We start from the raw sequence: 22729 nt of genomic DNA, 5'->3' as shown, positions 1-22729 counted from the left end.
GGCTTCGGGGGCCGGGGTGGTCTCGGGGGCCTCCCGTGGCTGACACGCTCACGCCGACCGGGGCCCCGGCGCAGGCCCCGGCCGCGGCCGCACGGGTCGCCCCGGCCCGGCGGCGCCTGAACCGGCTCGTCCTCGGCGCGGCCCTCGGCTGGCTCGCCCTCCTCCTCGTCGAGTGGGCGGCGGACGGCCGGGTCTGGCTCGGGCACCTGGTGGGCATCGTCCCGCCGGCCGCCTTCGCCCTGGTCCCGCTGCTGCTCGCCGTGCTCGCCCCGCTCGCCCGCGGCGCCGCCCGGTGGCGGAGCCTGGCGGCGGCCGCGCTCGCCCTGCTCGTGGGTTTCGGGCAGTCGGGCCTCGACCCGGCGGCCCTGTGGCGGTCGGAGCCGAGGACCGGGCCGGACTCCGTACGGGTCTTCGCCTGGAACACCAACTCGTGGAACCAGCTCCTCGGCACCCAGGACCACTTCTACGCCTTCCTGAAGGCGAAGGACGCCGATGTCTACCTGCTGCACGAGTACCAGCACGTGACCGACGACCGGAAGGGGAAGCTGCCGATCGACGACCTTCCGCGGCTGCGCCGGGAGTTCCCCGGCTACGAGATCGCGGTCCGCGGCGAACTGGTGACGCTCTCCCGCTTCCCGATCGTGCGGCAGCCGGCCGTCGGCCCGGCCGGCGACCTGCCGCCGGGCGCGGACTGGCAGACGGAATACCGGGAGAACAAGGTGCTGCGGACGGACGTGCGGGTGAAGGGCCGGACCGTGTCGTTCTACAACGTGCACATGCCGGTGTGGAACAGCATGCCGGCCGGGCTGCTGTCCGCCGCCTTCTACCGTCACATGCGGGAACGGTTCGCCCCGCGCCGGGCCCAGTACGCGGGCCTGGAGGCCGACGTGGCCGCCAACCGCAACCCGGTGGTGCTGGCCGGCGACTTCAACGCGACCGCCGCGATGTCCGACCTCGACCCGCTCCGGGACCGCCTCGACGACGCGGCGGACGTGAGCACCGACCCGTACCCCACGAGCTGGGAGGAGGGCGGCTGGAAGCCCTTCTGGCGGACCGACTGGGCGTTCACCGGGAACGGGGCGAAGGCCGAGCGGTACGAGTTCAACGAGCCCGAGAAACTGTCCGACCACGCCGTGCAGGACCTGTGGGTGTCCCTGCCGGAGAACGGGTGACCGACGTGCTGCTGTCCTGCGCCCTGGTCTGGGCTGTCTTCCTCGCCCTGCACCTGGCGCTGAACGGCCGCTGGTGGCCCTGGCTCGCGGTCTCCCTGCTGCCCCCGCTCACCTTCGCCGCCGTCCCGCTCGCCCTGCTCGCGGCCGCCGCGGCGACCGGCGGCCGGACGGCCGGGGCACTCGCCGCGGGCTGCCTGCTCGCGGGCTGGACGCAGAACGGGATCAACCTGCGCGCTCTCGGGCGCCGGCCGGCGACGGCGGAGGGACTGCGGCTGGTCTCCTGGAACACCCAGCACTGGAACCAGGGCGGCGACCCCGAGCGCTTCTACGCCTTCCTGCGCTCCCTCGCGGCCGACGTCTACGTGCTGCAGGAGTACCTCAACGGCTTCGAGGGCGGCGAGGTCTGGGACATCGACGACGAGGAGCGGATCCGGGCCGCGTTCCCGGGGCACCACCTCTCCGTGGACAACAACTCCGTGACGCTGTCCCGGTTCCCGCCCGCCGGGCCGCCGGTCCCGGTCGGCGCCTGCTCGCTCCGGGTGGACCTGCGGGTCGGGGACGGCGTCCTCTCCACGTACAACGTCCACATCCCCGTCCAGCTGACCGTGATGAACCCGCTGCGCCCGGCGTTCCTGCGGGACATGCGGCGCCGGGCCGCCGCCCGCGACCGGGAGTACGCGGCGCTCGTCGCCGACCTGCGGGACAACCCCCACCCGGTCCTGGTGACCGGCGACTTCAACACGAGCGCCGCCATCGGCGACATCCGGCGGATGCCGCGCTCGCTGCGCGACGCGATCGGCGCCTGCCGTTCGCTCCTCCCGGCCAGCTGGAACGCCCGCGCGCGACTGCGGCTGTGGCGGATCGACTGGGCGTTCACAGGCGGCGGCGCGCGCGTCGGCGCGTACCGCTTCCGCGCCGCGGAGGGCCTCTCGGACCACCTGGTCCAGGAACTGACCGTCACCACCCCCCGCCTGTGAGCACCCCCCACCCATGAGAAGGCCCCACCGATGAGAAAGAGGGAAGAGACCATGGAGTACACCCACCTGGGCGGCCCCGGAGGCCCCCGTGTGAGCACCCTGTGCCTGGGCACCCTGCCGTTCGGCACCCGGATCGACGAGGCCGCCGCCTTCGCCGTCCTCGACCGCTTCCACGAGGCCGGCGGCACCTTCATCGACACCGCCAACACCTACGCGTTCTGGGAGCCCGGCGCGACCGGCGCCGAGAGCGAGCTGCTGATCGGCCGCTGGCTGCGCAGCCGGGGCGTCCGGGACGAGATGGTGCTGGCCACCAAGGTCGGCGCGCTGCCCGACCCGCCCGGCTCGGCCTGGCCCGAGTGCGCGGAGGGTCTGTCGGCCCCGGTGCTGCGCCGCCAGGTGGAGGAGAGCCTGCGGAACCTGGGCACGGACCGGATCGACCTCTACTACGCGCACATCGACGACCGGCGGACACCGGTCGCCGAGACCATGGCCGCCTTCGGCGAGCTGGAGGACACGGGGAAGATCGGCCGGGCCGGCTGCTCCAACTTCGCGGCCTGGCGCATCGAGGAGTCGCGCGGCGCGGCGGTCGCCGCCGGGGTGCCGGACTACGCGGCCGTGCAGCAGCGGTACACCTATCTGCGGCCGCGCCCGGGCGCGGAGTTCGGGGTGAACCCGCACGCCTCCGAGGAACTGCTCGACTATCTGGGGACGCGTCCGGAGCTGACGTTCACCGCGTACACGACCCAGCTGACCGGGGCGTACACCGACGCCGGCAAGGAGGTGCCGGAGCAGTACCGGCACGAGGGTTCGGAGCGGCGTCTGAAGGTGCTCGCGGAGGTCGCGGCGGAGCTGGGAGTGACCGCCAACCAGGTGGTGCTGGCCTGGGCGCTGGGCGGAGAGCTGCCCGTGCTCCCGGTGATCGGGGCGAGTTCGACGGCCCAGCTGGACGAGACGCTCGGCGCGGTGGGCCTGCGTCTGGACGACGAGCTGAGGAAGCGGCTCGACGATGTCGACTGACCTGGGCGTACGGACACGGGAACGCGCGCTCCGGCACCGGACGGCCGTGGGCGTGACCTGGCTGCTCGTGCTGCTGCTCGGCGGCGCCGTGGCGGTGCTGGGCCTCGGCCGGCTCGACCAGTCGTTCACGGCCTCGGGCGGGCCGGGGCACCGCGCGAACCAGGCGGTCCAGGAGCGGTACGGGAACGGGGCCGCCGTCGCCCCGCTGGTCGCGGTCGCGAGCTGGCCGGCCGGCGCCGACGTGCGCGCGCCGGGCACGGCGGGGCGGTTCGCGGACGCCGTCCGGCGCGCGGCGGGCCCGGGCGCGCGGACGGTCTCGTACGCGGGCACGGACGACGAGGGCTTCCTGGGCGGGGACGGCCGCACGGTGTACGCGCTGGTCTACCCGGGCGCCGGTGAGCCGGACCTCGCGGGGCTCACGGCCGTCGAGGAGGCGGCCGTGTCCCTGCGCGCGGATCTCCGGTCGGCGCTGCCGGAGGCCCGGGTCGAGGTGACCGGGGTGCTTCCGCTCCAGCACGACAGCGCGGTGGCGGGGCCGGGGGCGATGGCCCTGGCGGTGAAGGCGGCGTGCGCGCTGGGGCTGCTGGTGCTGCTGGTGCTGGTGTTCCGCTCGGCGGTGGGAGTCCTGGCGCCGCTGCTGCTCGCCGGGGTGACCTCGGTGGGGGCGCTGGTCCTGGTGGAGGCGGTGGCCGGGTTCACCGAGATCAGTTTCGTCGTGGTCTACCTGGTGCCGGTGACGGCCCTGGTGCTCGCCGTGCACCGGTGGGCCCAGCCGCCGGGCCCGGGCGAGCGGTCGGCGGTGGTGGCCGCTGCGGCGGGGGCGGCGGCCTGCGCGGTCCTGGCCCTCTTCCCGGCGCCGTTCCTGCGCTCGGTCGGGGTCGCGGGGCTCGCGGTGTGGGCGGTGGGCACGGCGGCGGCCCTGACCCTGGTGCCGGTGCTCCGCTCGGTGGCGACGCGGCCGCGGCCGACACAGCGGCGGGAGCCGACGGAAGGGGCGGCGCCGGGGCGGGCCGGGTGGCGGTCCGGTCCGGTGCCCGCGCTGGCCGGTCTGGTCCTCCTCGTGCTCGCCGCGGGCACGGCCACGCAGCTGCGGGTGGGCAATCCGGAGGCACAAGCGCTGGTGGCGAGCGGCCCGGCCCGCGACGGCCTGGACCGGCTGACGTCGGCCGGGGTGCCGTCGGGGGTCCTCAACCCCCTGGAGGTCCTGCTCCCCGGGGGCGCCGACCCGGAGGCCGCCGCCGCGCGGGCGGCCCGGGTGCCGGGGGTGCTGCTCGCGGCGGCGCCGCGCGGCGGCGAGTGGCGGCGCGACGGTACGGCCGTGGTGGTGGTCGTACCGGAGGAGGAGCCGATGACGGCGGCGGGCGCGGCGACGGTGGCGGCGGTGCGGTCGGCGTTCGCGGCGGGCGCGGCCCCGGCCGACGGCTCGGGCGTGGCTGACGGCCCGGCCCGGGTCGGCGGCTCCGGCGTGGTCGACCGCGATCTGGTGGACGGGGTCTACGGTCTGCTGCCCTTCGCGGTCCCGGCGGCCGCCCTCGCCGCCCTGGCCGTCCTGCTCCTCCTCTCCGCGCCGGCCGGCCTCCCGGGCACGGGTGCGGCGGCCGGCGCGGTGCTCCGCGCCGTACTGGCCGCCCTCGCCCCGGCGGGCGCGCTGACCGTGCTGTGGCAGTGGGGCCCGGCCGGCACCGGGGCGGTCACCGGCTGGGTCCCGCTGGTCGTCGGGGTGTTCGCGTTCTGCGTGTCGCTCGACCGCACGGTGGCGTCGGCGGCGGGCGGTCCCTCCTGGGCGGGGCTCGCGGCGGCGGGCGCGGGCGCGCTCGCGGTGCTCGCGGTCGGGATCGGTCCACAGGTCGAACTGGCGCTGCTGGTGTCGGGGTTCGCGATGGCGACGGTGTTCGACGCGCTGGCCGGACATCGCCGCGCCCGGTCGGCGCTCCCGGCCCCCAGGGCCTGTCGTCACACTCCCGTCTGCCCCACGACGCCCTGCACGCGCTCTCGCCGCGGGGCCGCCCCCCGGGCGACGACGGGAGTGTGACGGCAGGCCCCAGCGCATTCCGGAGTTCACCCCAATTGGTCTAGACCTAGACGGGTTCTCGCCATAGCATCGACGACCGCGATCACGCATGCGGCGCGAGCGCGGTACGGAACGTGACGAGGGGGAGACAGGGGATGCTGGAGGCGCTCGGCATAAAGGAGTCGACGGAGGCCGTCTACCGCTTGCTCCTGGAGCGACCCGAGTTCGACGTGCCGGAGATGGCGGCCCACCTGGGCCTCCCCGAGTCCGAGGTCCGCGAGGCGCTCGCCTGCCTCGCGGACCTCAAGCTGGTCCTGATGGACGACTCCTCCGGCGAGGTCGAACCCTTCAACCCGGACGTCGGCTTCTCCTTCCTGCTCTCCCGCGCCGAGGCCGAGCTGAGCAAGCGGAAGCGCCAGGTCGAGCGGGCCGGCCGGGCCGTCGCCGGCATCCTCGCCTCGTACGCCGACCACGCCGAACCGGGCGTGCGGCACGACCTGGTGGACCGCATCACCGGCCTCGACAACGTCCGGGAGCGCCTGGAGGACCTCGCCGCGAACGCCAGGACCGAGTGCCTCTCCCTGCTCCCCGGCGGGGCGCAGCTCCCCGACACCATGGACGCGAGCCAGCCCCTCGACCAACTCGCCCTGGAACGCGGGGTGCGGATCCGCTCGATCTACCAGGAGAGCTTCCGCAACGACCCGCCGACCGTCGAGTACGTGCGCTGGTACTGCGATCTCGGCGGCGAGGCGCGGACGGTGCCCGTGGTGCCGATGCTCATGGTGATCGTCGACCGGGAGGCCGCGCTGGTCCCGGTGGATCCCGAGGACGGGCGGGCGGGCGCCCTGGAGGTCCGCAGCCCCGGCCTGGTGCACGCGCTCGTGGTGCTCTTCGACCGTCTCTGGGACGCGGGCACGCCGTTCGGCGAGAGCCCGCGCCGCGACGCGCACGACCTCTCGCCGCAGGAACGGGAGTTGCTCATGCTGCTCGGGATCGGCTGCACCGACGACATCGCCGCCCGGCGGCTCGGGGTGTCCCTGCGGACCGTACGGCGGATGAGCTCCGAGCTGATGAACCGGCTCGGCGCGCGCAGCCGGTTCGAGGCGGGAGTGCGGGCCGCCAAGGAGGGCTGGCTCTGAGCGCCGCGCCGGGGGACCGCTCCCACGCGCACAGCTGACGGAGTCCCATCCGTTATGCGGACAGGGGTTCCGTAGACCGAAACCGTCCCCTAGATTTCCCCAGCATTACCGAGGTGATCAGTGAGGGGACCGGAATCGCCATGTCAGAAGCGACACAACGGAAACAACCCACCATCACGCCCCTGCGGGTGGTGATCGCGCTCTGTCTGTTCGCGCCGTTCGTGGCGATGCTCTGGGTGAGCTCGTACGCGAAGACCGAACCGCTCCTCGCGGGCATCCCGTTCTTCTACTGGTACCAGATGCTCTGGGTGCTGATCTCCACCGCGCTCACCATGGTGGCGTACAAGCTCTGGCAGCTGGACCAGCGCGGCCGCAAGGGAGGTGACGCGCGATGAAGGACGGCGTGAACGGCGTCGCACTCGCCGTCTTCATCTTCTTCTTCCTGGCCGTCACGGTCATGGGCTTCCTGGCCTCGCGCTGGCGCAAGGCCGAGAACGAGCACAGCCTCGACGAATGGGGCCTGGGCGGCCGGTCGTTCGGCACCTGGGTGACCTGGTTCCTGCTCGGCGGCGACCTCTACACCGCGTACACCTTCGTCGCCGTCCCGGCGGCCATCTACGCGGCGGGCGCGGCCGGCTTCTTCGCCGTGCCGTACACGATCCTGGTCTACCCGCTGATCTTCACCTTCCTGCCGCGCCTCTGGTCGGTCTCGCACAAGCACGGCTACGTCACCACCTCGGACTTCGTCCGCGGCCGCTGGGACTCCAAGGGCCTCTCCCTCGCGGTGGCGGTCACCGGCATCCTCGCCACCATGCCGTACATCGCGCTCCAGCTCGTCGGCATCCAGGCCGTCCTGGACGTGATGGGCGTCGGCGGCGGCGAGAACACCCACTGGTTCATCAAGGACCTGCCGCTGCTCATCGCCTTCGGCGTCCTCGCGGCGTACACCTACTCCTCGGGCCTGCGCGCCCCGGCGCTCATCGCCTTCGTCAAGGACACCCTGATCTACATCGTCATCGCGGTGGCGATCATCTACATCCCCATCAAGCTGGGCGGCTTCGACGAGATCTTCGCCAAGGCGGGCGAGGCGTACGCGCAGGCCAACCCGGCGACCGGCAAGCCGCGCGGCGCGCTCGTCCCGGGCGAGGCCGGGCAGTGGACGTACGCGACGCTGGCGCTCGGCTCGGCGCTCGCGCTCTTCATGTACCCGCACTCCATCACGGCGACCCTGTCGTCCCGGAGCCGCGAGGTCATCCGCCGCAACACCACGATCCTCCCGCTGTACTCGCTGATGCTGGGCCTGCTCGCGCTGCTCGGCTTCATGGCGATCGCCGCCGGCATCCAGGTGAAGAACGGCCAGCTCGCCATCCCGCAGCTCTTCGAGACGATGTTCCCCGACTGGTTCGCGGGCGTCGCGTTCGCCGCGATCGGCATCGGCGCGCTCGTCCCGGCGGCGATCATGTCGATCGCCGCGGCCAACCTCTTCACCCGCAACATCTACAAGGACTTCATCAAACCGGACGCGACCCCGGCCCAGGAGACCAAGGTCTCCAAGCTGGTCTCGCTCCTCGTGAAGGTCGGCGCGCTCGCCTTCGTCCTCACCATGGACAAGACGGTCGCGATCAACTTCCAGCTGCTCGGCGGCATCTGGATCCTCCAGACCTTCCCGGCCCTCGTCGGCGGCCTCTTCACCCGCTGGTTCCACCGCTGGGCGCTGCTCGCCGGCTGGGCCGTCGGCATGGTCTACGGCACGGTCGCCGCGTACGGGGTGGCCAGCCCGACCCAGAAGCACTTCGGCGGCTCCTCGGCCGAGATCCCGGGCATCGGCGAGATCGGCTACATCGGCCTCACCGCCTTCGTCCTCAACGTCCTCGTCACGGTCGTCCTCACCTTCGTCCTCAAGGCCGTGAAGGCCCCCGAGGGCATCGACGAGACCTCCCCGGAGGACTACACGGCCGACGCGGGCGACCGCGGGGTCGACCCGAAGCTCCCCAAGGTCGGCGCCGAGACCCACTGACCCGGCCGCATCCGTACCCACGGGCCGTCCCGCCTCCCCGGAGGCGGGACGGCCCGTCCCGTCTCACCCCGTGCCCCGCCCTGACGCCGGACGGCCCGCCGGAGGCACACTGCCCCCATGGACTTCACGATCCGGGCGGTACGGCCCGAGGACTACGAGGCGCTCGGCGAGCTCACCGCGGGGACCTATCTCGGCGACGGGCTGCTGAAGTACGGGGCGGAGGACTCGTATCTGCACGTGCTCCGGGACACGGCCCGGCGCGCCCGCGAGAGCGAGGTGCTCCTCGCCGAGGACGCCGACGAGCGACTGCTCGGCGGAGTGACCTTCGCCACCGGCAACACCCCGTGGGCGGACATCGCCGTCGACGGCGAGGCCGAGTTCAGGATGCTCGTGGTCTCCCGGGAGGCCCGCGGCCGGGGCGTCGGAGAGGCCCTCGTACGGGCCTGCGTGGAGCGGGCGCAGGCCCTCCCCGGGTGCCGCCGCATCGTGCTCTCCACGGACGCCACGATGGTCTCCGCACACCGGATCTACGAGCGCCTGGGCTTCGTCCGCACGCCCCACCGGGACTGGGAACCGATCCCCGATCACTCTCTGCGCACCTACGCCCTGGAGTTCTGACTCCCCGGCGCGACACAACATGTGGGGGGTTCCGCAACCGGAGCCCCCCACATGTATGCTCGTGCTCGCTGTCGACGCAGGGGAATCCGGCGCGAATCCGGAACTGTCCCGCAACGGTGTACTTCGTACGGATACGACGTGTTCGGACGAGGTGAGTCCGAGGACCTGCCGCCAGCGCACCCGGTCCGTCCGTTCCGGGTGCCGATGACTTCCGGGCCTCGCGGAGTGGGCCGGTGGACACAGCGCGTCCGGCGTCCGGACCCTCGCGTGCCCTCCTCCCCCCGCCGCGGCCCCGAGCCGAGCGAGGGAGAGCCCCCACGTGACCATCGCGCCCGCCGATCCGGCTTCCGCCGAGGCTTCCGCGGTCGAGAGCGACGGCCCCGGGACCGTGCTGCTGCGGACCCTGACCGACCTCACCGCCGACCTCCCCGACACCGACCCCGGCAGGGTCGCCGCCGCCGCGCTCCGCGGCCGCAGCGCCGCCGCGGACGAGGCGGAACTGCGCGAGCTGGCCACCGAGGCGGCCGCCGGTCTGATCGCCGAGGACCCGGCCTACTCCCGGCTCGCCGCCCGGCTCCTGACGATCACCATCGCCGACGAGGCCGCGAGCCAGGGCTCGTACTCCTTCTCCGCCTCCGTCGCCGTCGGCCACCACGAAGGCCTGATCGCCGACCGCACCGCCGAGTTCGCCGCGCTCCACGCGGACCGGCTCGACGCCACCATCGACCCGGCCGGCGACGACCGCTTCGGCTACTTCGGCCTGCGCACCCTGTACTCGCGCTACCTGCTGCGCCACCCGATCACCCGCAAGGTGATCGAGACCCCGCAGCACTTCATGCTCCGCGTGGCCTGCGGCCTCGCCGAGGACGACAGCGTCCGCGCGCTCGACGAGGTCTCCGCGCTCTACGGCCTGATGAGCCGGCTCGACTACCTGCCGTCCTCCCCCACGCTCTTCAACTCCGGCACCCGCCACCCGCAGATGTCCTCCTGCTACCTCCTGGACTCCCCCCAGGACGAGCTGGACTCCATCTACGACCGCTACCACCAGGTCGCGCGCCTCTCGAAGCACGCGGGCGGCATCGGCCTCTCCTACTCCCGCATCCGGGCCCGCGGTTCGCTGATCCGCGGCACCAACGGGCACTCCAACGGCATCGTGCCGTTCCTGAAGACCCTCGACGCCTCCGTCGCCGCGGTGAACCAGGGCGGCCGCCGCAAGGGCGCCGCCGCCGTCTACCTGGAGACCTGGCACGCCGACATCGAGGAGTTCCTGGAGCTCCGCGACAACACCGGCGAGGACCAGCGCCGTACGCACAACCTGAACCTGGCGCACTGGATCCCGGACGGGTTCATGCGCCGGGTCAACGCCGACGGCGAGTGGTCGCTGTTCTCCCCGGCGGACGTGCCCGAGCTGGTCGACCTGTGGGGCGAGGAGTTCGACGCCGCCTACCGCAAGGCCGAGGCCGCCGGCCTGGCCCGCAAGACCATGCCGGCCCGCGACCTGTACGGCCGGATGATGCGGACCCTGGCCCAGACCGGCAACGGCTGGATGACCTTCAAGGACGCCTCCAACCGGACCGCCAACCAGACGGCCGAGCCCGGCACGGTCGTCCACTCCTCGAACCTCTGCACCGAGATCATCGAGGTCACCAACGACGGCGAGACGGCCGTCTGCAACCTCGGCTCGGTCAACCTGGGGTCCTTCGTGACCGGCGGGGACATCGACTGGGAGCGCCTCGACGCCACCGTCCGGACGGCCGTCACCTTCCTCGACCGGGTCGTCGACATCAACTTCTACCCGACCGAGCAGGCGGGCCGCTCCAACGCCCGCTGGCGGCCGGTGGGCCTGGGCGCGATGGGCCTCCAGGACGTCTTCTTCCAGCTGAAGCTGCCGTTCGACTCGGCCGAGGCGCGCGCGCTGTCCACCCGGATCGCCGAGCGCATCATGCTCGCCGCGTACGAGGCCTCCGCCGACCTCGCCGAGCGCAACGGGCCCGTCCCCGCCTGGGAGCAGACCCGCACCGCCCGCGGTGTCCTGCACCCGGACCACTACGACGTGGAGCTCAACTGGCCCGAGCGCTGGGCCGCGCTGCGCGAGCGGATCGCCGTCACCGGCATGCGCAACAGCCTGCTCCTCGCCATCGCGCCGACCGCGACGATCGCCTCGATCGCCGGCGTCTACGAGTGCATCGAGCCGCAGGTCTCCAACCTCTTCAAGCGCGAGACGCTGTCCGGCGAGTTCCTCCAGGTCAACTCGTACCTGGTCGACGAGCTGAAGAAGCTCGGCGTGTGGGACGCGCAGACCCGCGAGGCGCTGCGCGACTCCAACGGCTCGGTGGCCGGCTTCACCTGGGTCCCGGCCGAGGTGCGCGAGCTGTACCGCACGGCCTGGGAGATCCCGCAGCGCGGCCTCATCGACATGGCCGCCGACCGGACCCCGTTCCTGGACCAGTCGCAGTCGCTGAACCTGTTCCTGGAGACGCCGACCATCGGCAAGCTGTCGTCGATGTACGCGTACGCCTGGAAGCAGGGGCTGAAGACGACGTACTACCTGCGCTCCCGCCCGGCGACCCGGATCGCCCGCGCCGCGCAGGCCGCGACGCCCGCCGCCGCCACCATCCCCGTCCAGCAGGCGACTCCCGACGCGGACGCCCTCGCCTGCTCTCTTGAGAACCCCGAGTCCTGCGAGGCCTGCCAGTAATGAGCTCCGAGAACAAGAACCTGCTCGACCCGGGCTTCGAGCTGACCCTCCGCCCCATGCGCTACCCGGACTTCTACGAGCGCTACCGGGACGCGATCAAGAACACCTGGACCGTGGAGGAGGTCGACCTCCACTCGGACGTCGCCGACCTCGCGAAGCTGACGCCGGCCGAGCAGCACATGATCGGCCGACTGGTCGCGTTCTTCGCGACGGGCGACTCGATCGTCTCCAACAACCTGGTGCTGACGCTCTACAAGCACATCAACTCCCCGGAGGCGCGCCTCTACCTGTCGCGCCAGCTGTTCGAGGAGGCCGTGCACGTCCAGTTCTATCTGACGCTGCTCGACACCTACCTGCCCGACCCGGACGACCGTGCCGCCGCGTTCGACGCGGTCGAGGAGATCCCCTCCATCCGCGAGAAGGCGCAGTTCTGCTTCAAGTGGATGGACTCGGTCGAGAAGATCGACCGCCTGGAAACGGCCGCCGACCGCCGCCGCTTCCTCCTCAACCTGATCTGCTTCGCCGCGTGCATCGAGGGCCTGTTCTTCTACGGCGCCTTCGCGTACGTCTACTGGTTCCGCTCCCGAGGCCTCCTCCACGGCCTGGCGACCGGCACCAACTGGGTCTTCCGCGACGAGACCATGCACATGAACTTCGCCTTCGAGGTCGTGGACACCGTCCGCAAGGAGGAGCCCGAACTCTTCGACGACGCGCTCCAGCAGCAGGTCACGGACATGCTGAGGGAGGCCGTCGAGGCGGAGCTCCAGTTCGGCCGCGACCTGTGCGGCGACGGCCTGCCCGGCATGAACACCGAGTCGATGCGCGAGTACCTCCAGTGCGTGGCCGACCAGCGCCTCCAGCGCCTCGGCTTCGCCCCGGTGTACGGCTCCGAGAACCCCTTCTCCTTCATGGAGCTCCAGGGCGTCCAGGAACTCACCAACTTCTTCGAACGCCGCCCGTCCGCCTACCAGGTGGCGGTCGAGGGCTCGGTGGACCTGGACGAGGACTTCTAGGACCAGGCGCGACAAAAGGGGCCCCGCACTCGACCGAGTGCGGGGCCCCTCTCGTATGTCCAGCCGCGATCAGGCGTTCGGGACCGTCTCGTACCGCGGGGTGCCCTCTTCCATCTGGCGGAGGGCGTCCTTGCGGTCGCGCTTCGAGAGGCGGTCGATGTACAGGTAGCCGTACAGGTGGTCCGTCTCGTGCTGGAGGCAGCGGGCGAAGTAGCCCGTGCCGCGCACCTTGATCGGGTTGCCCTGGGCGTCCTGGCCGTGGACCTCCGCGTAGTCCGGGCGGGCCAGTTCGGCGTAGGCGGTCGGCACCGACAGGCAGCCCTCGTTGGACTCGTCGAGGACGCGCGCCTCGGCGGGGAGCTCCTGGAGGACCGGGTTGATCACGACGCCGGTGTGGCGGGCGCCCTCGTCGTCCGGGCAGTCGTACACGAAGACCTTGAGGTCCACACCGATCTGGTTCGCGGCCAGGCCCACGCCCTCGGCGGCCTTCTGGCTGGCGAACATGTCGTCGATGAGCGCCGCGAGCGAGTCGTCGAACTCGGTGACGTCCTTGCACTCCTTGTGGAGCACCGGGTTGCCGACCACCGTGATCGGGCGGGCCGTTCCGCGCTCACGGTGGGCGAGCTCGCGCTCCTCGCAGTCCTCCGTGTCCACGACGAAGCCGTCGTTGATCTGCGTCTGCTCGTCCGTCTCCTGCTGCGCCATGTCCGGCCGCGCCTTCCTGAAAACCCGATTCCGTCGGAGGACAGCCTACGGGCCCACCGCGGCACCCGGCTCAGCAGACCTCTTCGAGATCCCGCCACTCACGGCTGTCGGGGCTGTCCGCCACCCAGCCGTCGAGGAGCCCGCGCACCAGGCCCGGCGGGGCCGCGATGCCGCACTCCCGCTCGGGGACCCACAGCTCGCCGGGCGAGCGGTGGCCGAGCGGCCCGGGGTGGCCGGGCTCGCTGTGGTCGTGGGGGTCGGAGTGCTCGCCCTCGCCCTCGGCGCTCGGCATGGTCGACTCGGAGCAGGCGCGGCAGAGCAGCCGCACGGAGGACGACCAGTCCTCGGCGGCGAAGCCCGCCTCCGCGGCCAGCTGCTCCAGGGCGTCCCGGTCGTCCTCGGTGGCGGCCTCCAGGAGGACCACCCAGGTGGGTACGGGGGACGGCGCCCACAGTTCGATCTCGTCGAAGACCGGGTAGGAGGGGCCGGCCGTGGTGGTGCGCTCGCCGTTCGGCACGCCGTCGTGGAGGACCACCTCGCCCCAGCGGCGCCCGGAGGACGGCAGCGGGATGGAGAGGACCTCGATGCGGGCCGGGTCGAGCCGGCGGCCCCACACGACCTCGGCCTCGCCCTCGGGCGAGAGCCGGACGGCGGCGCTGCCCAGCTCCATGCCGGCGGGCTCGCCGGTGCCCGCGGCGGCGCCCGGCACCTTGAGTCCGTAGGCCTGCCAGGCCCGGCGGGCCAGCGGCCAGTCCTGGAGCGCGGTCGCGGCGATGCCCACGTTCCACCAGTCGGGGGCGCCGCTCTCCTTGTCGAGCAGCGCGACGGCGCGGAGCCCGGCGGCCCGTGCCTGCTCCCAGTCGTGCCGGAACTTGTGCAGCAGCGCCAGGTTGAACCAGGACTCCGAGAGCCAGGGCTCCAGGTCCGCCGCGCGTGTCAGAAGTGCGCCCGCGTCCTCGTACCGGCCGTCGCCGATCAGCGTGAACGCGCGGTCCGTGGCCTGCCGCCATGAGGCGGAGGGCCGATGCCGTACCTTCCCGAAGATCTTCACGATTCCCGCCTGCCGGTCGCTTCACCCTCTTGTTCGCATCCAACCATGCCCGGTCGGACGCGCGCTCATTACCCATGGGTTACCCCGTAGCGACGGAGGTCACCCCAGTCGCTCCGCCTCGCGCCAGGACCCTGGCCAGGCATTCGACGACGTCCGGGTGGTGGTCGCGGGCGATGCCGAGCCGGAGCCGCTCCAGGGCGTCGAGGGCGGCGCCCGCCCCGTCGCCTCCCGCGAGGTCGTCGTAGGCGTTCACGGTCCGGACGATCCGGGCGGGCAGCGGCTGCTCCCGGTACGGGTCGGCCTGCCGCTCCACGACCACGGCGACGGCCTCGGGGACCCCGGTCCTGCGGACGACCTCGCCGCCCAGCACGGCGATCCGGCGCTGCTCCTCGGCGGGCAGCAGGGCGGTGGCGCCGCCGGGGACGGGGTCGACGAGGGAGAGCTGGCCGATGTCGTGCATGAGCGCCGCGTGCTCCAGGACGGCCAGCTCGGTCCCGGAGAGCCCGAGCTCGCGTCCGACGGCGGCGCTGAGGGCGGCGACCCGGTGGGCGTGCCCGGGCGGGGTGCAGCCGGCGATCTCGGTGGCGCGGGCGAGGGAGGCGATGGTCTGCCGGTTGACGGTGCGGACGGCGCCGTACCGCCGGAAGGAGACCTGGGTGAGCAGCAGGGGCACGGCGAGCACGGGCAGGGCCCAGAGCCCGGCGGCGGCGACGCCGAGCGCCATGACGGTGCCGGTGGCGCCGACGGCGGAGCCGATGCCGCGGAGGGCGCGCAGTTCGTCGCGGAGGAGGGGGCCGTACGGGAATCCGGTGCGGGCGCGGAGCAGGAGGGCGGCGAGGACGGCGTCGCAGAGGGCGGTCAGGCCGAGCAGCAGGACGAGGAAGAGGGCGTAGGCGGGGCCTTCGCCGAGGTGGCGGACGAGGGTTCCGGAGTTGTAGAGGGGCTGGAAGCAGAGCGCGGCGAAGCCGACGGTGAGGATGCGGCGGGCGAGGTGGTCGAGGCCGGGCTCCCGGCCCCGGGCGAGGTGGGGGACGATCCCGGCGAGGCCCGCGGCGACGACGACGGCGACGGTCTGGAGGACGCCGTGGCTGGTGGCGGTGCCGGCGCTGGCGCCGAGCAGGGCGTAGGCGAGGGCCCCGGCTGCGGCGAGCGGGGCGGGTTCGCCGCTGCCGGGGGTCTCGCGGGCGGGGAGGGCTCCGGCGGCGGGCGCGGTGCCCCAGCGGGTGAGTTCGCCGAGGGCGATGAGGGTGCCGAAGGCGAGGGCGTTGCCGGGTTCGTCGACGCCGTACCAGAGGGTGGAGGCGAATCCGGCGAGGCTCAGCAGGAGGGCCGCTCCGCGGACGGCTCCGACGGTGGGGGTGCCGGGTCTCATGCGCGCTCCCTGGACCTGGTGTCCTCGGCCGGGTCGGGTGCGCGGCCGAGGACACCAGGTCGCCGCGGCGTGGGTGGCGCCGAGGTAGCCGGTGCCGACGGGGACGGAGCCGCCGGTGGCGCGGCCGAGGAGGCGGCAGCGGGCGGGCAGTTCGCAGAGCGCGTACAGGCCGGCGAGGAGCGCGACCGTGCTCCAGGGGGTGGCCGCGCCGGGGAGCAGGGCGGGCAGCGCGGCCGCGCCGGCGCCCAGTACGGCGCAGCCGATGTACGCGCGGGCCGCGCGCGGAATGACCTTGACGCCCATCACGCGGGTCACGCTAGCGAGTCGGGCGGCCGGGGGCGGCGGGCCGACGCGGATTCGCACCATCGGGTGATACAAGCTGATATACGAGGGAGGCCGCCGCGATCGTGTCGCGACGGCCTCCGTGTCCCGCTCGCGCGGGGAGGTCTACTCCTGGGTCGCCTGGCTCGCCTGGGGCGTCGGCACGATCTCCTGCTCGGGCACCGGGTGCCCGGAGCGGATCAGGTCGATCCGGCCCATGACCTTGGACCGCAGGTCGGTGGGGACGTCGTCGCTGCCGCAGCAGCGCTTGACGAGCTTCTTCACGGCCTGCTCCAGGCCGTACTTCTCCAGGCAGGGGGAGCACTCCTCGAAGTGCACCTCGAACTTGGTGCAGTCACTGTCGGGCATCTCGTTGTCGAGGAACTCGTACAGATGGTCCAGGACTTCCGAGCAATCCGTCTCGTGCGGCTCTCCGCAGCTCATGAGCCCGAGCCTTTCAGATCGTTCGACGACTCTCCGGCGCCCGCGGGTACCAGCCCGCGGTCGCGAGCGTAGTCCTCGAGCATGCCGCGCAGCTGGCGGCGGCCCCGGTGCAGTCGTGACATCACCGTACCGATGGGTGTCCCCATGATGTCCGCGATCTCCTTGTACGCAAAGCCCTCGACATCCGCGAGATAGACGGCGATGCGGAACTCCTCGGGAATCGCCTGGAGCGCTTCCTTCACGTCGGAGTCCGGGAGGTGGTCGAGTGCCTGCGACTCGGCGGAGCGCAGACCGGTCGACATGTGCGACTCGGCGCGGGCGAGCTGCCAGTCCTCGATCTCCTCGGCGGCGCTGCGCTGGGGTTCGCGCTGCTTCTTCCGGTACGAGTTGATGAAGGTGTTGGTGAGGATGCGGTACAGCCAGGCCTTGAGGTTCGTACCCTCGCGGAACTGGTGGAAGGATCCGTACGCCTTGGCGTAGGTCTCCTGCACCAGGTCCTCCGCGTCCGCGGGGTTGCGCGTCATGCGCAGCGCGGCCGAGTACATCTGGTCGAGGAAGCCGAGGGCGTCCCGCTCGAAGCGCGCGTTGCGCTCCTCGGTCGTCTCCTCGGGGCCGTCGTCGGTCCCTGTGTCGGTCCCAGTGACCGGACCCACCTCCTCCAGCGCGGCGGCGAGCCCGGGGGCGGACCCGCTCGTTTCGGAGGATAGACGAGGAACCACTCCGCCCGCCGCCCGAATCCGGGCTCCCTTGGGGGCGGGCAGCACTGTCCAGTCGAGGTCAGCGGCCTGCGCGCGCTCCGGGCAGATGGTCGAACCCATGCGACGGACTCCCTCTTCCTTGCTCTCACACCGACGCCCGGAACAACAGTGCTCCCCCGCTCGGCATTCCCGGTCCGTCAGGCGAGGGAGCCGATCCAGTCGGCGACGCCGTCGACGAGGAGTTCCAGGGCCTCGTCCTGGCCGAGCGGCGCCCGCTTGGGCAGGGCGAAGGCGTGGTCGGCGTGGGGGATCTCGGCGAGGCGGTACGGGCCTTCCGGGAACTCGTCGGGTCGTCCGAACGGGTCGTTGCCGCCCTGGACGACGAGGGTCGGCAGGCCGCTGCCGAGGAGCTCGTCCGCCCGGGACCGCTCCGGCCTGCCCGGCGGGTGCAGGGGGAAGCTCAGGGCGAGGACCGCGAGCGCGCCCAGCTCCCGGCCGGTGCGGCAGGCGACCCGGGCGCCGGCGCTGCGGCCGCCCGCGATCACGGGGAGGCCGGGCCGGGCGAGGGCCGGCCAGAGTCCGCGCCAGCCGGTGTCGAGGGTCTTGGGGGCGGGGGCGAGCTTCTTGCCCGCGACCCGCCAGGGCTGTTCGACGAGAGCGACGGTCACGCCCCGTCCGGGCAGCGCGGCGGCCAGGGCCTGGAGGTCGCGGGCCTCGATGCCGCCGCCGGCGCCGTGGCCGAGGGCGAGGACGGCCCGGGGGGCGGGCGCCTCGTGCCAGGCGATGCGGGCGTCTCCGGCGTCGGTGGGGACGGTCTCGTGGTGCGTCACGTCGGTCACGCCCCCATCCTGCCTCCGCCGGAGGTCCGCGTCCGGCCCCCGCCCGCGGTCCGCGCGGCGCCGACGGGCGGCCCCGGAGCCTCGTGCCCCCGGTCAGAACAGCGTGCCGACCTCCGGGCCGTCCAGCTCCGTCAGCAACTCGGCCCCGTTGTTACGGACGTTGCTGACGGCGGTCGCCACCGGATAGGCCCGCATGAGGCCCTCCGGCGGGGCGGCGAGCAGCCCGCGCAGTTCCTCGGGCCGGGTGGTCGCCGGGTCGAGCCAGGCGTCCCAGCGGTCCTCGGTGAGCATCAGCGGCATCCGGGGGTGGATGTCGGCGAGCGAGCGGGGGCCGTCGGCCGGGGCGACGCCCAGCGGTCCGGGCTCCGCCTCGGTGGTGATCACCGAGCAGGTGACCCACCAGGCCGAGGGGGCGCCGTCGGGGAGGGTCGGGTCCCGCCAGAACTCGTACAGGCCCGCCATCGCGAAGACCGAGCCGTCCGCCGGGGTCACGAAGTACGGCTGCTTGCGGGCCCTCTTCCGCTTCCCCTCGACCTCCAGCTCCCGTTCGTCCGCGCCGGTGACCCACTCGTAGTAGCCGTCGGCGGGCAGGATGCACCGGCGGGCCGCGAAGGCCCGTTTGAAGGAGGGCTTCTCGTCCAGGGTCTCGGCCCGTGCGTTGATCATCCGGGCGGCGCCCTCGGGGCTCTTCGACCAGGACGGCACCAGGCCCCACCTCAGTGCGCGGAGCTGGCGAACCGGACGCCGGGATCCGGCGTCTTTCAGAGGACGCTCCAGCACGGCCCAGACCTCCTTGGTCGGGGCCACGTTCCAGTCCGGTGCCAGAGCCTCCTCCGGCTCCCACTTCTCGATACCGAAGACTTCGACGAGGTCCTCGGGCCGCCGACTCGCTGCATACCGTCCGCACATACGTGCCACACTGCCACGATCCCCGAGCCCCCGAGGAGCGGCCCGAAAGATGGACCTCGACCTCTTCGGCGCGCAGGCCGCGCCGCCCGAGTGGCTGGTGATCGCCACCGGCGTCGCCGCCCTCGCCGTCACCGTGCCCCGCCGCGTGTGGCTGCTCGCCCGCAACGCGATCACCATCGCCCACGAGGGCGGCCACGGCCTCGTCGCGCTCGCCACCGGCCGGCGGCTCGAAGCGATCCGGCTGCACTCGGACACCAGCGGGCTGACCGTGAGCCGGGGCCGGCCGACCGGCCTCGGGGTGGTCCTCACCCTGGCCGCCGGCTACCCCGCGGCCCCGCTGCTCGGCCTCGGCGGCGCCGCCCTGCTAGGCACCCACCGGGTGACCCTGCTGCTGTGGGTGGCGACGGCCCTGCTGCTCGCGCTGCTCGTGATGGTCCGCAACGCCTACGGGATCCTCACCGTCGTCGTCACCGGCGCCGTCTTCCTCCTGGTCTCCTGGCTGACCTCTCCCGAGGTCCAGTCGGCGTTCGCGTACGCGGTGGTGTGGTTCCTGCTGCTCGGCGGTGTCCGCCCGGCCTTCGAACTCCAGCTCAAGCGGCGTTACGGCGGGACGCCCGACTCGGACGCGGACCAGCTCGCGCGGCTCACCCATGTGCCCGCCGGCGTGTGGCTGATCTTCTTCCACGCCGTCGCGATCTCGGCCCTGATCGGCGGCGGGCGCTGGCTCCTGCGCTTCTGACTCCCCCGTACAGTGAGTCCATGACCGCAGCCACCCCCGCGCACACCGACCCGCCCACCGACCTCTGGCCCGCTCCGTACGCCCGCGGCGCCGTCGACGCGACCGTCACCGTGCCCGGATCGAAGTCGGTCACCAACCGCGCCCTGGTCCTCGCCGCGCTGGCGTCCGAGCCCGGCTGGCTGCGCCGCCCGCTGCGCTCCCGCGACACCCTCCTGATGGCCGAGGCCCTCCGCACCCTGGGGGTGCGGATCGAGGAGGGCGTGGGTCCCGACGGCTCCGGCGAGGCCTGGCGGATCATCCCCTCCCCGCTGCGCGGGCCCGCGACCGTGGACGTCGGCAACGCCGGCACGGTCATGCGCTTCCTGCCCCCGGTCGCGGCGCTCGCCGACGGCCCGGTGCGCTTCGACGGCGACCCCCGCTCCCACGAGCGGCCGCTGCACGGCGTGATCGACGCGCTGCGCGCGCTCGGCGCCCGCGTCGACGACGAGGGACGCGGCGCGCTCCCCATGACGGTGCACGGCGCCGGCGGTCTGGACGGCGGCACGGTCGAGATCGACGCCTCCTCGTCCTCCCAGTTCGTGAGCGCCCTGCTGCTGTCCGCGCCCCGCTTCAACCAGGGCGTGGAGGTACGGCACGTGGGAGCGCGGCTGCCCTCGCTGCCGCACATCCGGATGACCGTGGACATGCTGCGGGCGGTCGGCGCGCAGGTCGACGAGCCGGAGCACGGCGGTGCCCCGAACGTGTGGCGGGTGGCGCCCTCCGCGCTGCGCGGCCGGGACCTGGTGGTCGAGCCCGATCTGTCGAACGCCCAGCCGTTCCTGGCGGCGGCCCTGATCACCGGTGGCCGGGTGACGGTGCGGGACTGGCCGGCGAGGACCACCCAGCCCGGTGACGCGCTGCGGACGATCTTCACCGAGATGGGTGGCTCCTGCGAGCTGACCGGGGCCGGTCTGACGTTCACCGGCACGGGCCGGATCCACGGCATCGACGTCGACCTCGGCGAGGTCGGCGAGCTGACCCCCGGCATCGCGGCGGTCGCGGCCCTCGCGGACTCCCCGTCGACCCTGCGCGGTGTCGCCCACCTCCGGCTGCACGAGACGGACCGGCTCGCGGCGCTCACCAAGGAGATCAACGAGCTGGGCGGCGACGTGACCGAGACCGAGGACGGCCTCCACATCCGGCCGCGGCCGCTGCACGGCGGCGTCTTCCACACGTACCACGACCACCGCATGGCGACGGCGGGCGCGATCATCGGCCTGGCGGTCGAGGGCGTGGAGATCGAGGACGTGGCCACGACGGCGAAGACCTTGCCGGACTTCCCCGGGATGTGGACCGAAATGCTCGGGGCCTGAACCATGCGGCGTTACGGCAAGCACACCGACGAGGACGACATCCGCCAGCGGCCCAACCGCAAGGGCACCCGTCCCCGCACCACGATCCGCCCGAAGCACGAGGACGCCGTCGAGGGCATGGTCCTCACCGTCGACCGCGGCCGGCTGACGGTCCTGGTCGACGACCGGGCGGTGACCGCGATGAAGGCGCGCGAGCTGGGCCGCAAGGCGGCCGTGGTCGGCGACCGCGTGTCGCTCGTCGGTGACCTGTCCGGCGAGAAGGACACGCTGGCCCGGATCGTGCGGATCGGGGAGCGCAGCTCGGTGCTCCGCCGTACGGCCGACGACGACGACCCGTACGAGCGGGTGGTGGTCGCCAACGCCGACCAGCTGGCGATCGTCACCGCCCTCGCCGACCCCGAGCCGCGCCCGCGGCTGATCGACCGCTGCCTGGTCGCCGCGTACGACGGCGGTCTCACCCCGCTGCTGGTGCTCACCAAGTCGGACCTGGCGCCGCCGGACGCGCTCCTGGAGATGTACGGCGCGCTGGGGGTGCCGTACGTGGTGACCACCCGCGACGAGTTCGTCGACGGGGTGGCGGCCGAGCGGGTCCACGAGCACCTCAAGGGGCGGACCACGGCGTTCGTCGGGCACTCCGGCGTCGGCAAGACGACCCTGGTCAACGCCCTGGTGCCGCCGGAGCGGCGGCGGACCACCGGCGTCGTCAACGCGGTCACGGGCCGCGGCCGGCACACCACCACGTCGGCGCTCGCGCTGCCGCTCAACGACAAGGAGGGCGGCTGGGTCATCGACACCCCGGGCGTCCGCTCCTTCGGTCTGCACCACGTCGACCCGTCCCGGGTGATCCTCGCCTTCCCCGATCTCGTACCGGGTACGGAGAACTGTCCGCGCGCGTGCAGCCACGACGAGCAGGACTGCGCGCTCGACGCGTGGGTGGCGGAGGGGCACGCCGATCCGGCGCGGCTGGTGTCGCTGCGCCGGCTGCTGGCGACCCGGGAGCGGCGCGAGGGCGACTGAGCCCCGGCGGGCCCGTGTTTGCGGGCGGCCGCGCCGTACGCGTTGACGGACGACCACGATCGGTAAGGGCATAATCGCACCAAGTGCGACGAAGCAGTCACCGACGGCGTGGGAGGCACTGACGATGGCGTGGCTGCTGGTGGTGGTGGCGGGCTTTCTGGAGACGGGGTTCGCGGTCTGCCTGAAGCTCTCCCACGGGTTCACCAGGCTGTGGCCGACGGTCGCGTTCGCCGCCTTCGCGCTGGGCAGCTTCGGCCTCCTCACGCTCGCCCTGCGGAAGCTTGACGTCGGTCCCGCGTACGCGGTGTGGACCGGGATCGGGGCGGCGGGGACCGCGATCTACGGGATGATCTTCCTCGGCGACGTGGTCTCCACACTCAAGATCATCTCGATCAGCCTGGTCATCGCCGGGGTGATCGGACTCCAGCTGTCCGGCTCGGCGCACTGACCGTCCGCCCCCGCCTGTCCGAGGGTGGGGACCGCGGGCGCCACGACATGGCTGAGGGCCAGCCGGACGGCGAGCTCGCAGCCCGCCGCCCACCGCTCCCCCGCGCAGGCCGCGGTCGCCGCCATCAGCTCGCCGGGCGCGGGCGGGCCCTCGTCGGCGCGGCGCTGGGCGG

Annotated in this window: 21 protein-coding genes and 1 riboswitch; of the genes, 14 read left to right on the top strand and 7 right to left on the bottom strand. The window is 73.1% G+C overall.

What is annotated here, in order from left to right; translation table 11 throughout:
• The first annotated feature begins 35 nt into the window (after positions 1 to 35).
• From EAO70_RS30855 to EAO70_RS30810, 10 genes are all read left to right on the top strand, one after another.
• Entirely contained in the window at positions 36 to 1172 is a 1137-nt protein-coding gene (locus tag EAO70_RS30855; protein ID WP_148006116.1) for an endonuclease/exonuclease/phosphatase family protein, read from the top strand.
• Positions 1169 to 2149 (top strand): endonuclease/exonuclease/phosphatase family protein, encoded by a 981-nt coding sequence (locus tag EAO70_RS30850; RefSeq protein WP_148006115.1) that lies wholly within the window; start codon positions 1169 to 1171, stop codon positions 2147 to 2149. Before EAO70_RS30855 ends, EAO70_RS30850 begins: the two co-directional genes overlap by 4 nt.
• Positions 2150 to 2200: 51 nt before the next feature.
• On the top strand, positions 2201 to 3166 hold the full coding sequence (locus EAO70_RS30845; RefSeq protein WP_148006601.1) for an aldo/keto reductase: 966 nt from the start codon (positions 2201 to 2203) through the stop codon (positions 3164 to 3166).
• Complete coding sequence (locus EAO70_RS30840; protein ID WP_148006114.1) at positions 3156 to 5198, top strand: MMPL family transporter; 2043 nt, start codon at positions 3156 to 3158, stop codon at positions 5196 to 5198. Before EAO70_RS30845 ends, EAO70_RS30840 begins: the two co-directional genes overlap by 11 nt.
• 134 nt (positions 5199 to 5332) lie before the next feature.
• The gene (locus tag EAO70_RS30835; RefSeq protein WP_148006113.1) at positions 5333 to 6316 is read left to right on the top strand and encodes a LuxR C-terminal-related transcriptional regulator; all 984 of its coding nucleotides are present in this window, start codon (positions 5333 to 5335) and stop codon (positions 6314 to 6316) included.
• A 140-nt stretch (positions 6317 to 6456) separates the two neighbouring features.
• The gene (locus EAO70_RS30830) at positions 6457 to 6711 is read left to right on the top strand and encodes a DUF3311 domain-containing protein (protein ID WP_148006112.1); all 255 of its coding nucleotides are present in this window, start codon (positions 6457 to 6459) and stop codon (positions 6709 to 6711) included.
• Positions 6708 to 8333 (top strand): monocarboxylate uptake permease MctP, encoded by a 1626-nt coding sequence (mctP, locus tag EAO70_RS30825; protein WP_148006111.1) that lies wholly within the window; start codon positions 6708 to 6710, stop codon positions 8331 to 8333. Before EAO70_RS30830 ends, mctP begins: the two co-directional genes overlap by 4 nt.
• A gap of 117 nt (positions 8334 to 8450) precedes the next feature.
• Positions 8451 to 8951, top strand: a complete 501-nt coding sequence (locus EAO70_RS30820) for a GNAT family N-acetyltransferase (RefSeq protein ID WP_148006110.1) — start codon at positions 8451 to 8453, stop codon at positions 8949 to 8951.
• 48 nt (positions 8952 to 8999) lie between these two features.
• Positions 9000 to 9139, top strand: a riboswitch (cobalamin riboswitch).
• Between the two features lie 131 nt (positions 9140 to 9270).
• Positions 9271 to 11649 carry a ribonucleoside-diphosphate reductase subunit alpha gene (locus EAO70_RS30815; RefSeq protein WP_148006109.1) on the top strand — a complete coding sequence of 793 codons (2379 nt, stop codon included), beginning with the start codon at positions 9271 to 9273 and terminating at the stop codon, positions 11647 to 11649.
• Complete coding sequence (locus tag EAO70_RS30810; RefSeq protein ID WP_187284105.1) at positions 11649 to 12662, top strand: ribonucleotide-diphosphate reductase subunit beta; 1014 nt, start codon at positions 11649 to 11651, stop codon at positions 12660 to 12662. The genes EAO70_RS30815 and EAO70_RS30810 overlap by 1 nt, the downstream gene beginning before the upstream one ends.
• Positions 12663 to 12731: 69 nt before the next feature.
• On the opposite strand, the gene def is transcribed toward EAO70_RS30810, so the two are convergent.
• The 7 genes from def to EAO70_RS30775 all read right to left on the bottom strand — a co-directional run bounded on the left by def (position 12732) and on the right by EAO70_RS30775 (position 19001).
• A complete protein-coding gene (gene def / locus EAO70_RS30805) occupies positions 12732 to 13367 on the bottom strand; it encodes a peptide deformylase (protein ID WP_148006107.1) in 636 nt (211 codons plus the stop codon).
• A 70-nt stretch (positions 13368 to 13437) separates the two neighbouring features.
• A complete protein-coding gene (locus EAO70_RS30800; RefSeq protein ID WP_148006106.1) occupies positions 13438 to 14418 on the bottom strand; it encodes a tetratricopeptide repeat protein in 981 nt (326 codons plus the stop codon).
• 79 nt (positions 14419 to 14497) lie between these two features.
• Positions 14498 to 15790, bottom strand: a complete 1293-nt coding sequence (locus EAO70_RS30795) for an HD domain-containing protein (RefSeq protein ID WP_148006600.1) — start codon at positions 15788 to 15790, stop codon at positions 14498 to 14500.
• A 447-nt stretch (positions 15791 to 16237) separates the two neighbouring features.
• Positions 16238 to 16555: a mycothiol system anti-sigma-R factor gene (rsrA, locus tag EAO70_RS30790; protein WP_148006105.1), complete on the bottom strand. Its 318-nt coding sequence runs from the start codon at positions 16553 to 16555 to the stop codon at positions 16238 to 16240.
• Positions 16552 to 17208, bottom strand: coding sequence for a sigma-70 family RNA polymerase sigma factor (locus EAO70_RS30785; protein ID WP_187282890.1), 657 nt, complete (start codon positions 17206 to 17208; stop codon positions 16552 to 16554). Before EAO70_RS30785 ends, rsrA begins: the two co-directional genes overlap by 4 nt.
• A gap of 242 nt (positions 17209 to 17450) precedes the next feature.
• Positions 17451 to 18083 (bottom strand): alpha/beta family hydrolase, encoded by a 633-nt coding sequence (locus EAO70_RS30780; RefSeq protein ID WP_148006599.1) that lies wholly within the window; start codon positions 18081 to 18083, stop codon positions 17451 to 17453.
• 102 nt (positions 18084 to 18185) lie between these two features.
• Entirely contained in the window at positions 18186 to 19001 is an 816-nt protein-coding gene (locus EAO70_RS30775) for an SOS response-associated peptidase (protein WP_148006103.1), read from the bottom strand.
• A 49-nt stretch (positions 19002 to 19050) separates the two neighbouring features.
• Here EAO70_RS30775 and EAO70_RS30770 point away from each other — a divergent pair, with 49 nt between their 5' ends.
• From EAO70_RS30770 to EAO70_RS30755, 4 genes are all read left to right on the top strand, one after another.
• Positions 19051 to 19740 (top strand): M50 family metallopeptidase, encoded by a 690-nt coding sequence (locus EAO70_RS30770; protein WP_148006102.1) that lies wholly within the window; start codon positions 19051 to 19053, stop codon positions 19738 to 19740.
• 20 nt (positions 19741 to 19760) lie between these two features.
• Complete coding sequence (aroA, locus tag EAO70_RS30765) at positions 19761 to 21092, top strand: 3-phosphoshikimate 1-carboxyvinyltransferase (protein WP_148006101.1); 1332 nt, start codon at positions 19761 to 19763, stop codon at positions 21090 to 21092.
• A gap of 3 nt (positions 21093 to 21095) precedes the next feature.
• Complete coding sequence (gene rsgA, locus EAO70_RS30760) at positions 21096 to 22109, top strand: ribosome small subunit-dependent GTPase A (RefSeq protein ID WP_148006100.1); 1014 nt, start codon at positions 21096 to 21098, stop codon at positions 22107 to 22109.
• Positions 22110 to 22233: 124 nt separating this feature from the next.
• Positions 22234 to 22557: a DMT family transporter gene (locus EAO70_RS30755; RefSeq protein ID WP_148006099.1), complete on the top strand. Its 324-nt coding sequence runs from the start codon at positions 22234 to 22236 to the stop codon at positions 22555 to 22557.
• Positions 22558 to 22729: the final 172 nt, after the last annotated feature.

The sequence above is a fragment of the Streptomyces sp. adm13(2018) genome, assembly GCF_008042145.1.
GTDB lineage: Bacteria > Actinomycetota > Actinomycetes > Streptomycetales > Streptomycetaceae > Streptomyces.
This window is presented reverse-complemented; position numbering and strand designations above follow the sequence as displayed.

Bases quoted from the DNA above. Each gene is read 5' to 3' on its own strand.
- EAO70_RS30840 (WP_148006114.1), top strand. From the start codon at position 3,156: ATGTCGACTGACCTGGGCGTACGGACACGGGAACGCGCGCTCCGGCAC.
- EAO70_RS30835 (WP_148006113.1), top strand. From the start codon at position 5,333: ATGCTGGAGGCGCTCGGCATAAAGGAGTCGACGGAGGCCGTCTACCGC.
- rsrA (WP_148006105.1), bottom strand. From the start codon at position 16,555: ATGAGCTGCGGAGAGCCGCACGAGACGGATTGCTCGGAAGTCCTGGAC.
- EAO70_RS30830 (WP_148006112.1), top strand. From the start codon at position 6,457: ATGTCAGAAGCGACACAACGGAAACAACCCACCATCACGCCCCTGCGG.
- EAO70_RS30820 (WP_148006110.1), top strand. From the start codon at position 8,451: ATGGACTTCACGATCCGGGCGGTACGGCCCGAGGACTACGAGGCGCTC.
- mctP (WP_148006111.1), top strand. From the start codon at position 6,708: ATGAAGGACGGCGTGAACGGCGTCGCACTCGCCGTCTTCATCTTCTTC.
- def (WP_148006107.1), bottom strand. From the start codon at position 13,367: ATGGCGCAGCAGGAGACGGACGAGCAGACGCAGATCAACGACGGCTTC.
- EAO70_RS30755 (WP_148006099.1), top strand. From the start codon at position 22,234: ATGGCGTGGCTGCTGGTGGTGGTGGCGGGCTTTCTGGAGACGGGGTTC.
- rsgA (WP_148006100.1), top strand. From the start codon at position 21,096: ATGCGGCGTTACGGCAAGCACACCGACGAGGACGACATCCGCCAGCGG.
- EAO70_RS30775 (WP_148006103.1), bottom strand. From the start codon at position 19,001: ATGTGCGGACGGTATGCAGCGAGTCGGCGGCCCGAGGACCTCGTCGAA.
- EAO70_RS30810 (WP_187284105.1), top strand. From the start codon at position 11,649: ATGAGCTCCGAGAACAAGAACCTGCTCGACCCGGGCTTCGAGCTGACC.
- EAO70_RS30845 (WP_148006601.1), top strand. From the start codon at position 2,201: ATGGAGTACACCCACCTGGGCGGCCCCGGAGGCCCCCGTGTGAGCACC.
- aroA (WP_148006101.1), top strand. From the start codon at position 19,761: ATGACCGCAGCCACCCCCGCGCACACCGACCCGCCCACCGACCTCTGG.
- EAO70_RS30795 (WP_148006600.1), bottom strand. From the start codon at position 15,790: ATGAGACCCGGCACCCCCACCGTCGGAGCCGTCCGCGGAGCGGCCCTC.
- EAO70_RS30770 (WP_148006102.1), top strand. From the start codon at position 19,051: ATGGACCTCGACCTCTTCGGCGCGCAGGCCGCGCCGCCCGAGTGGCTG.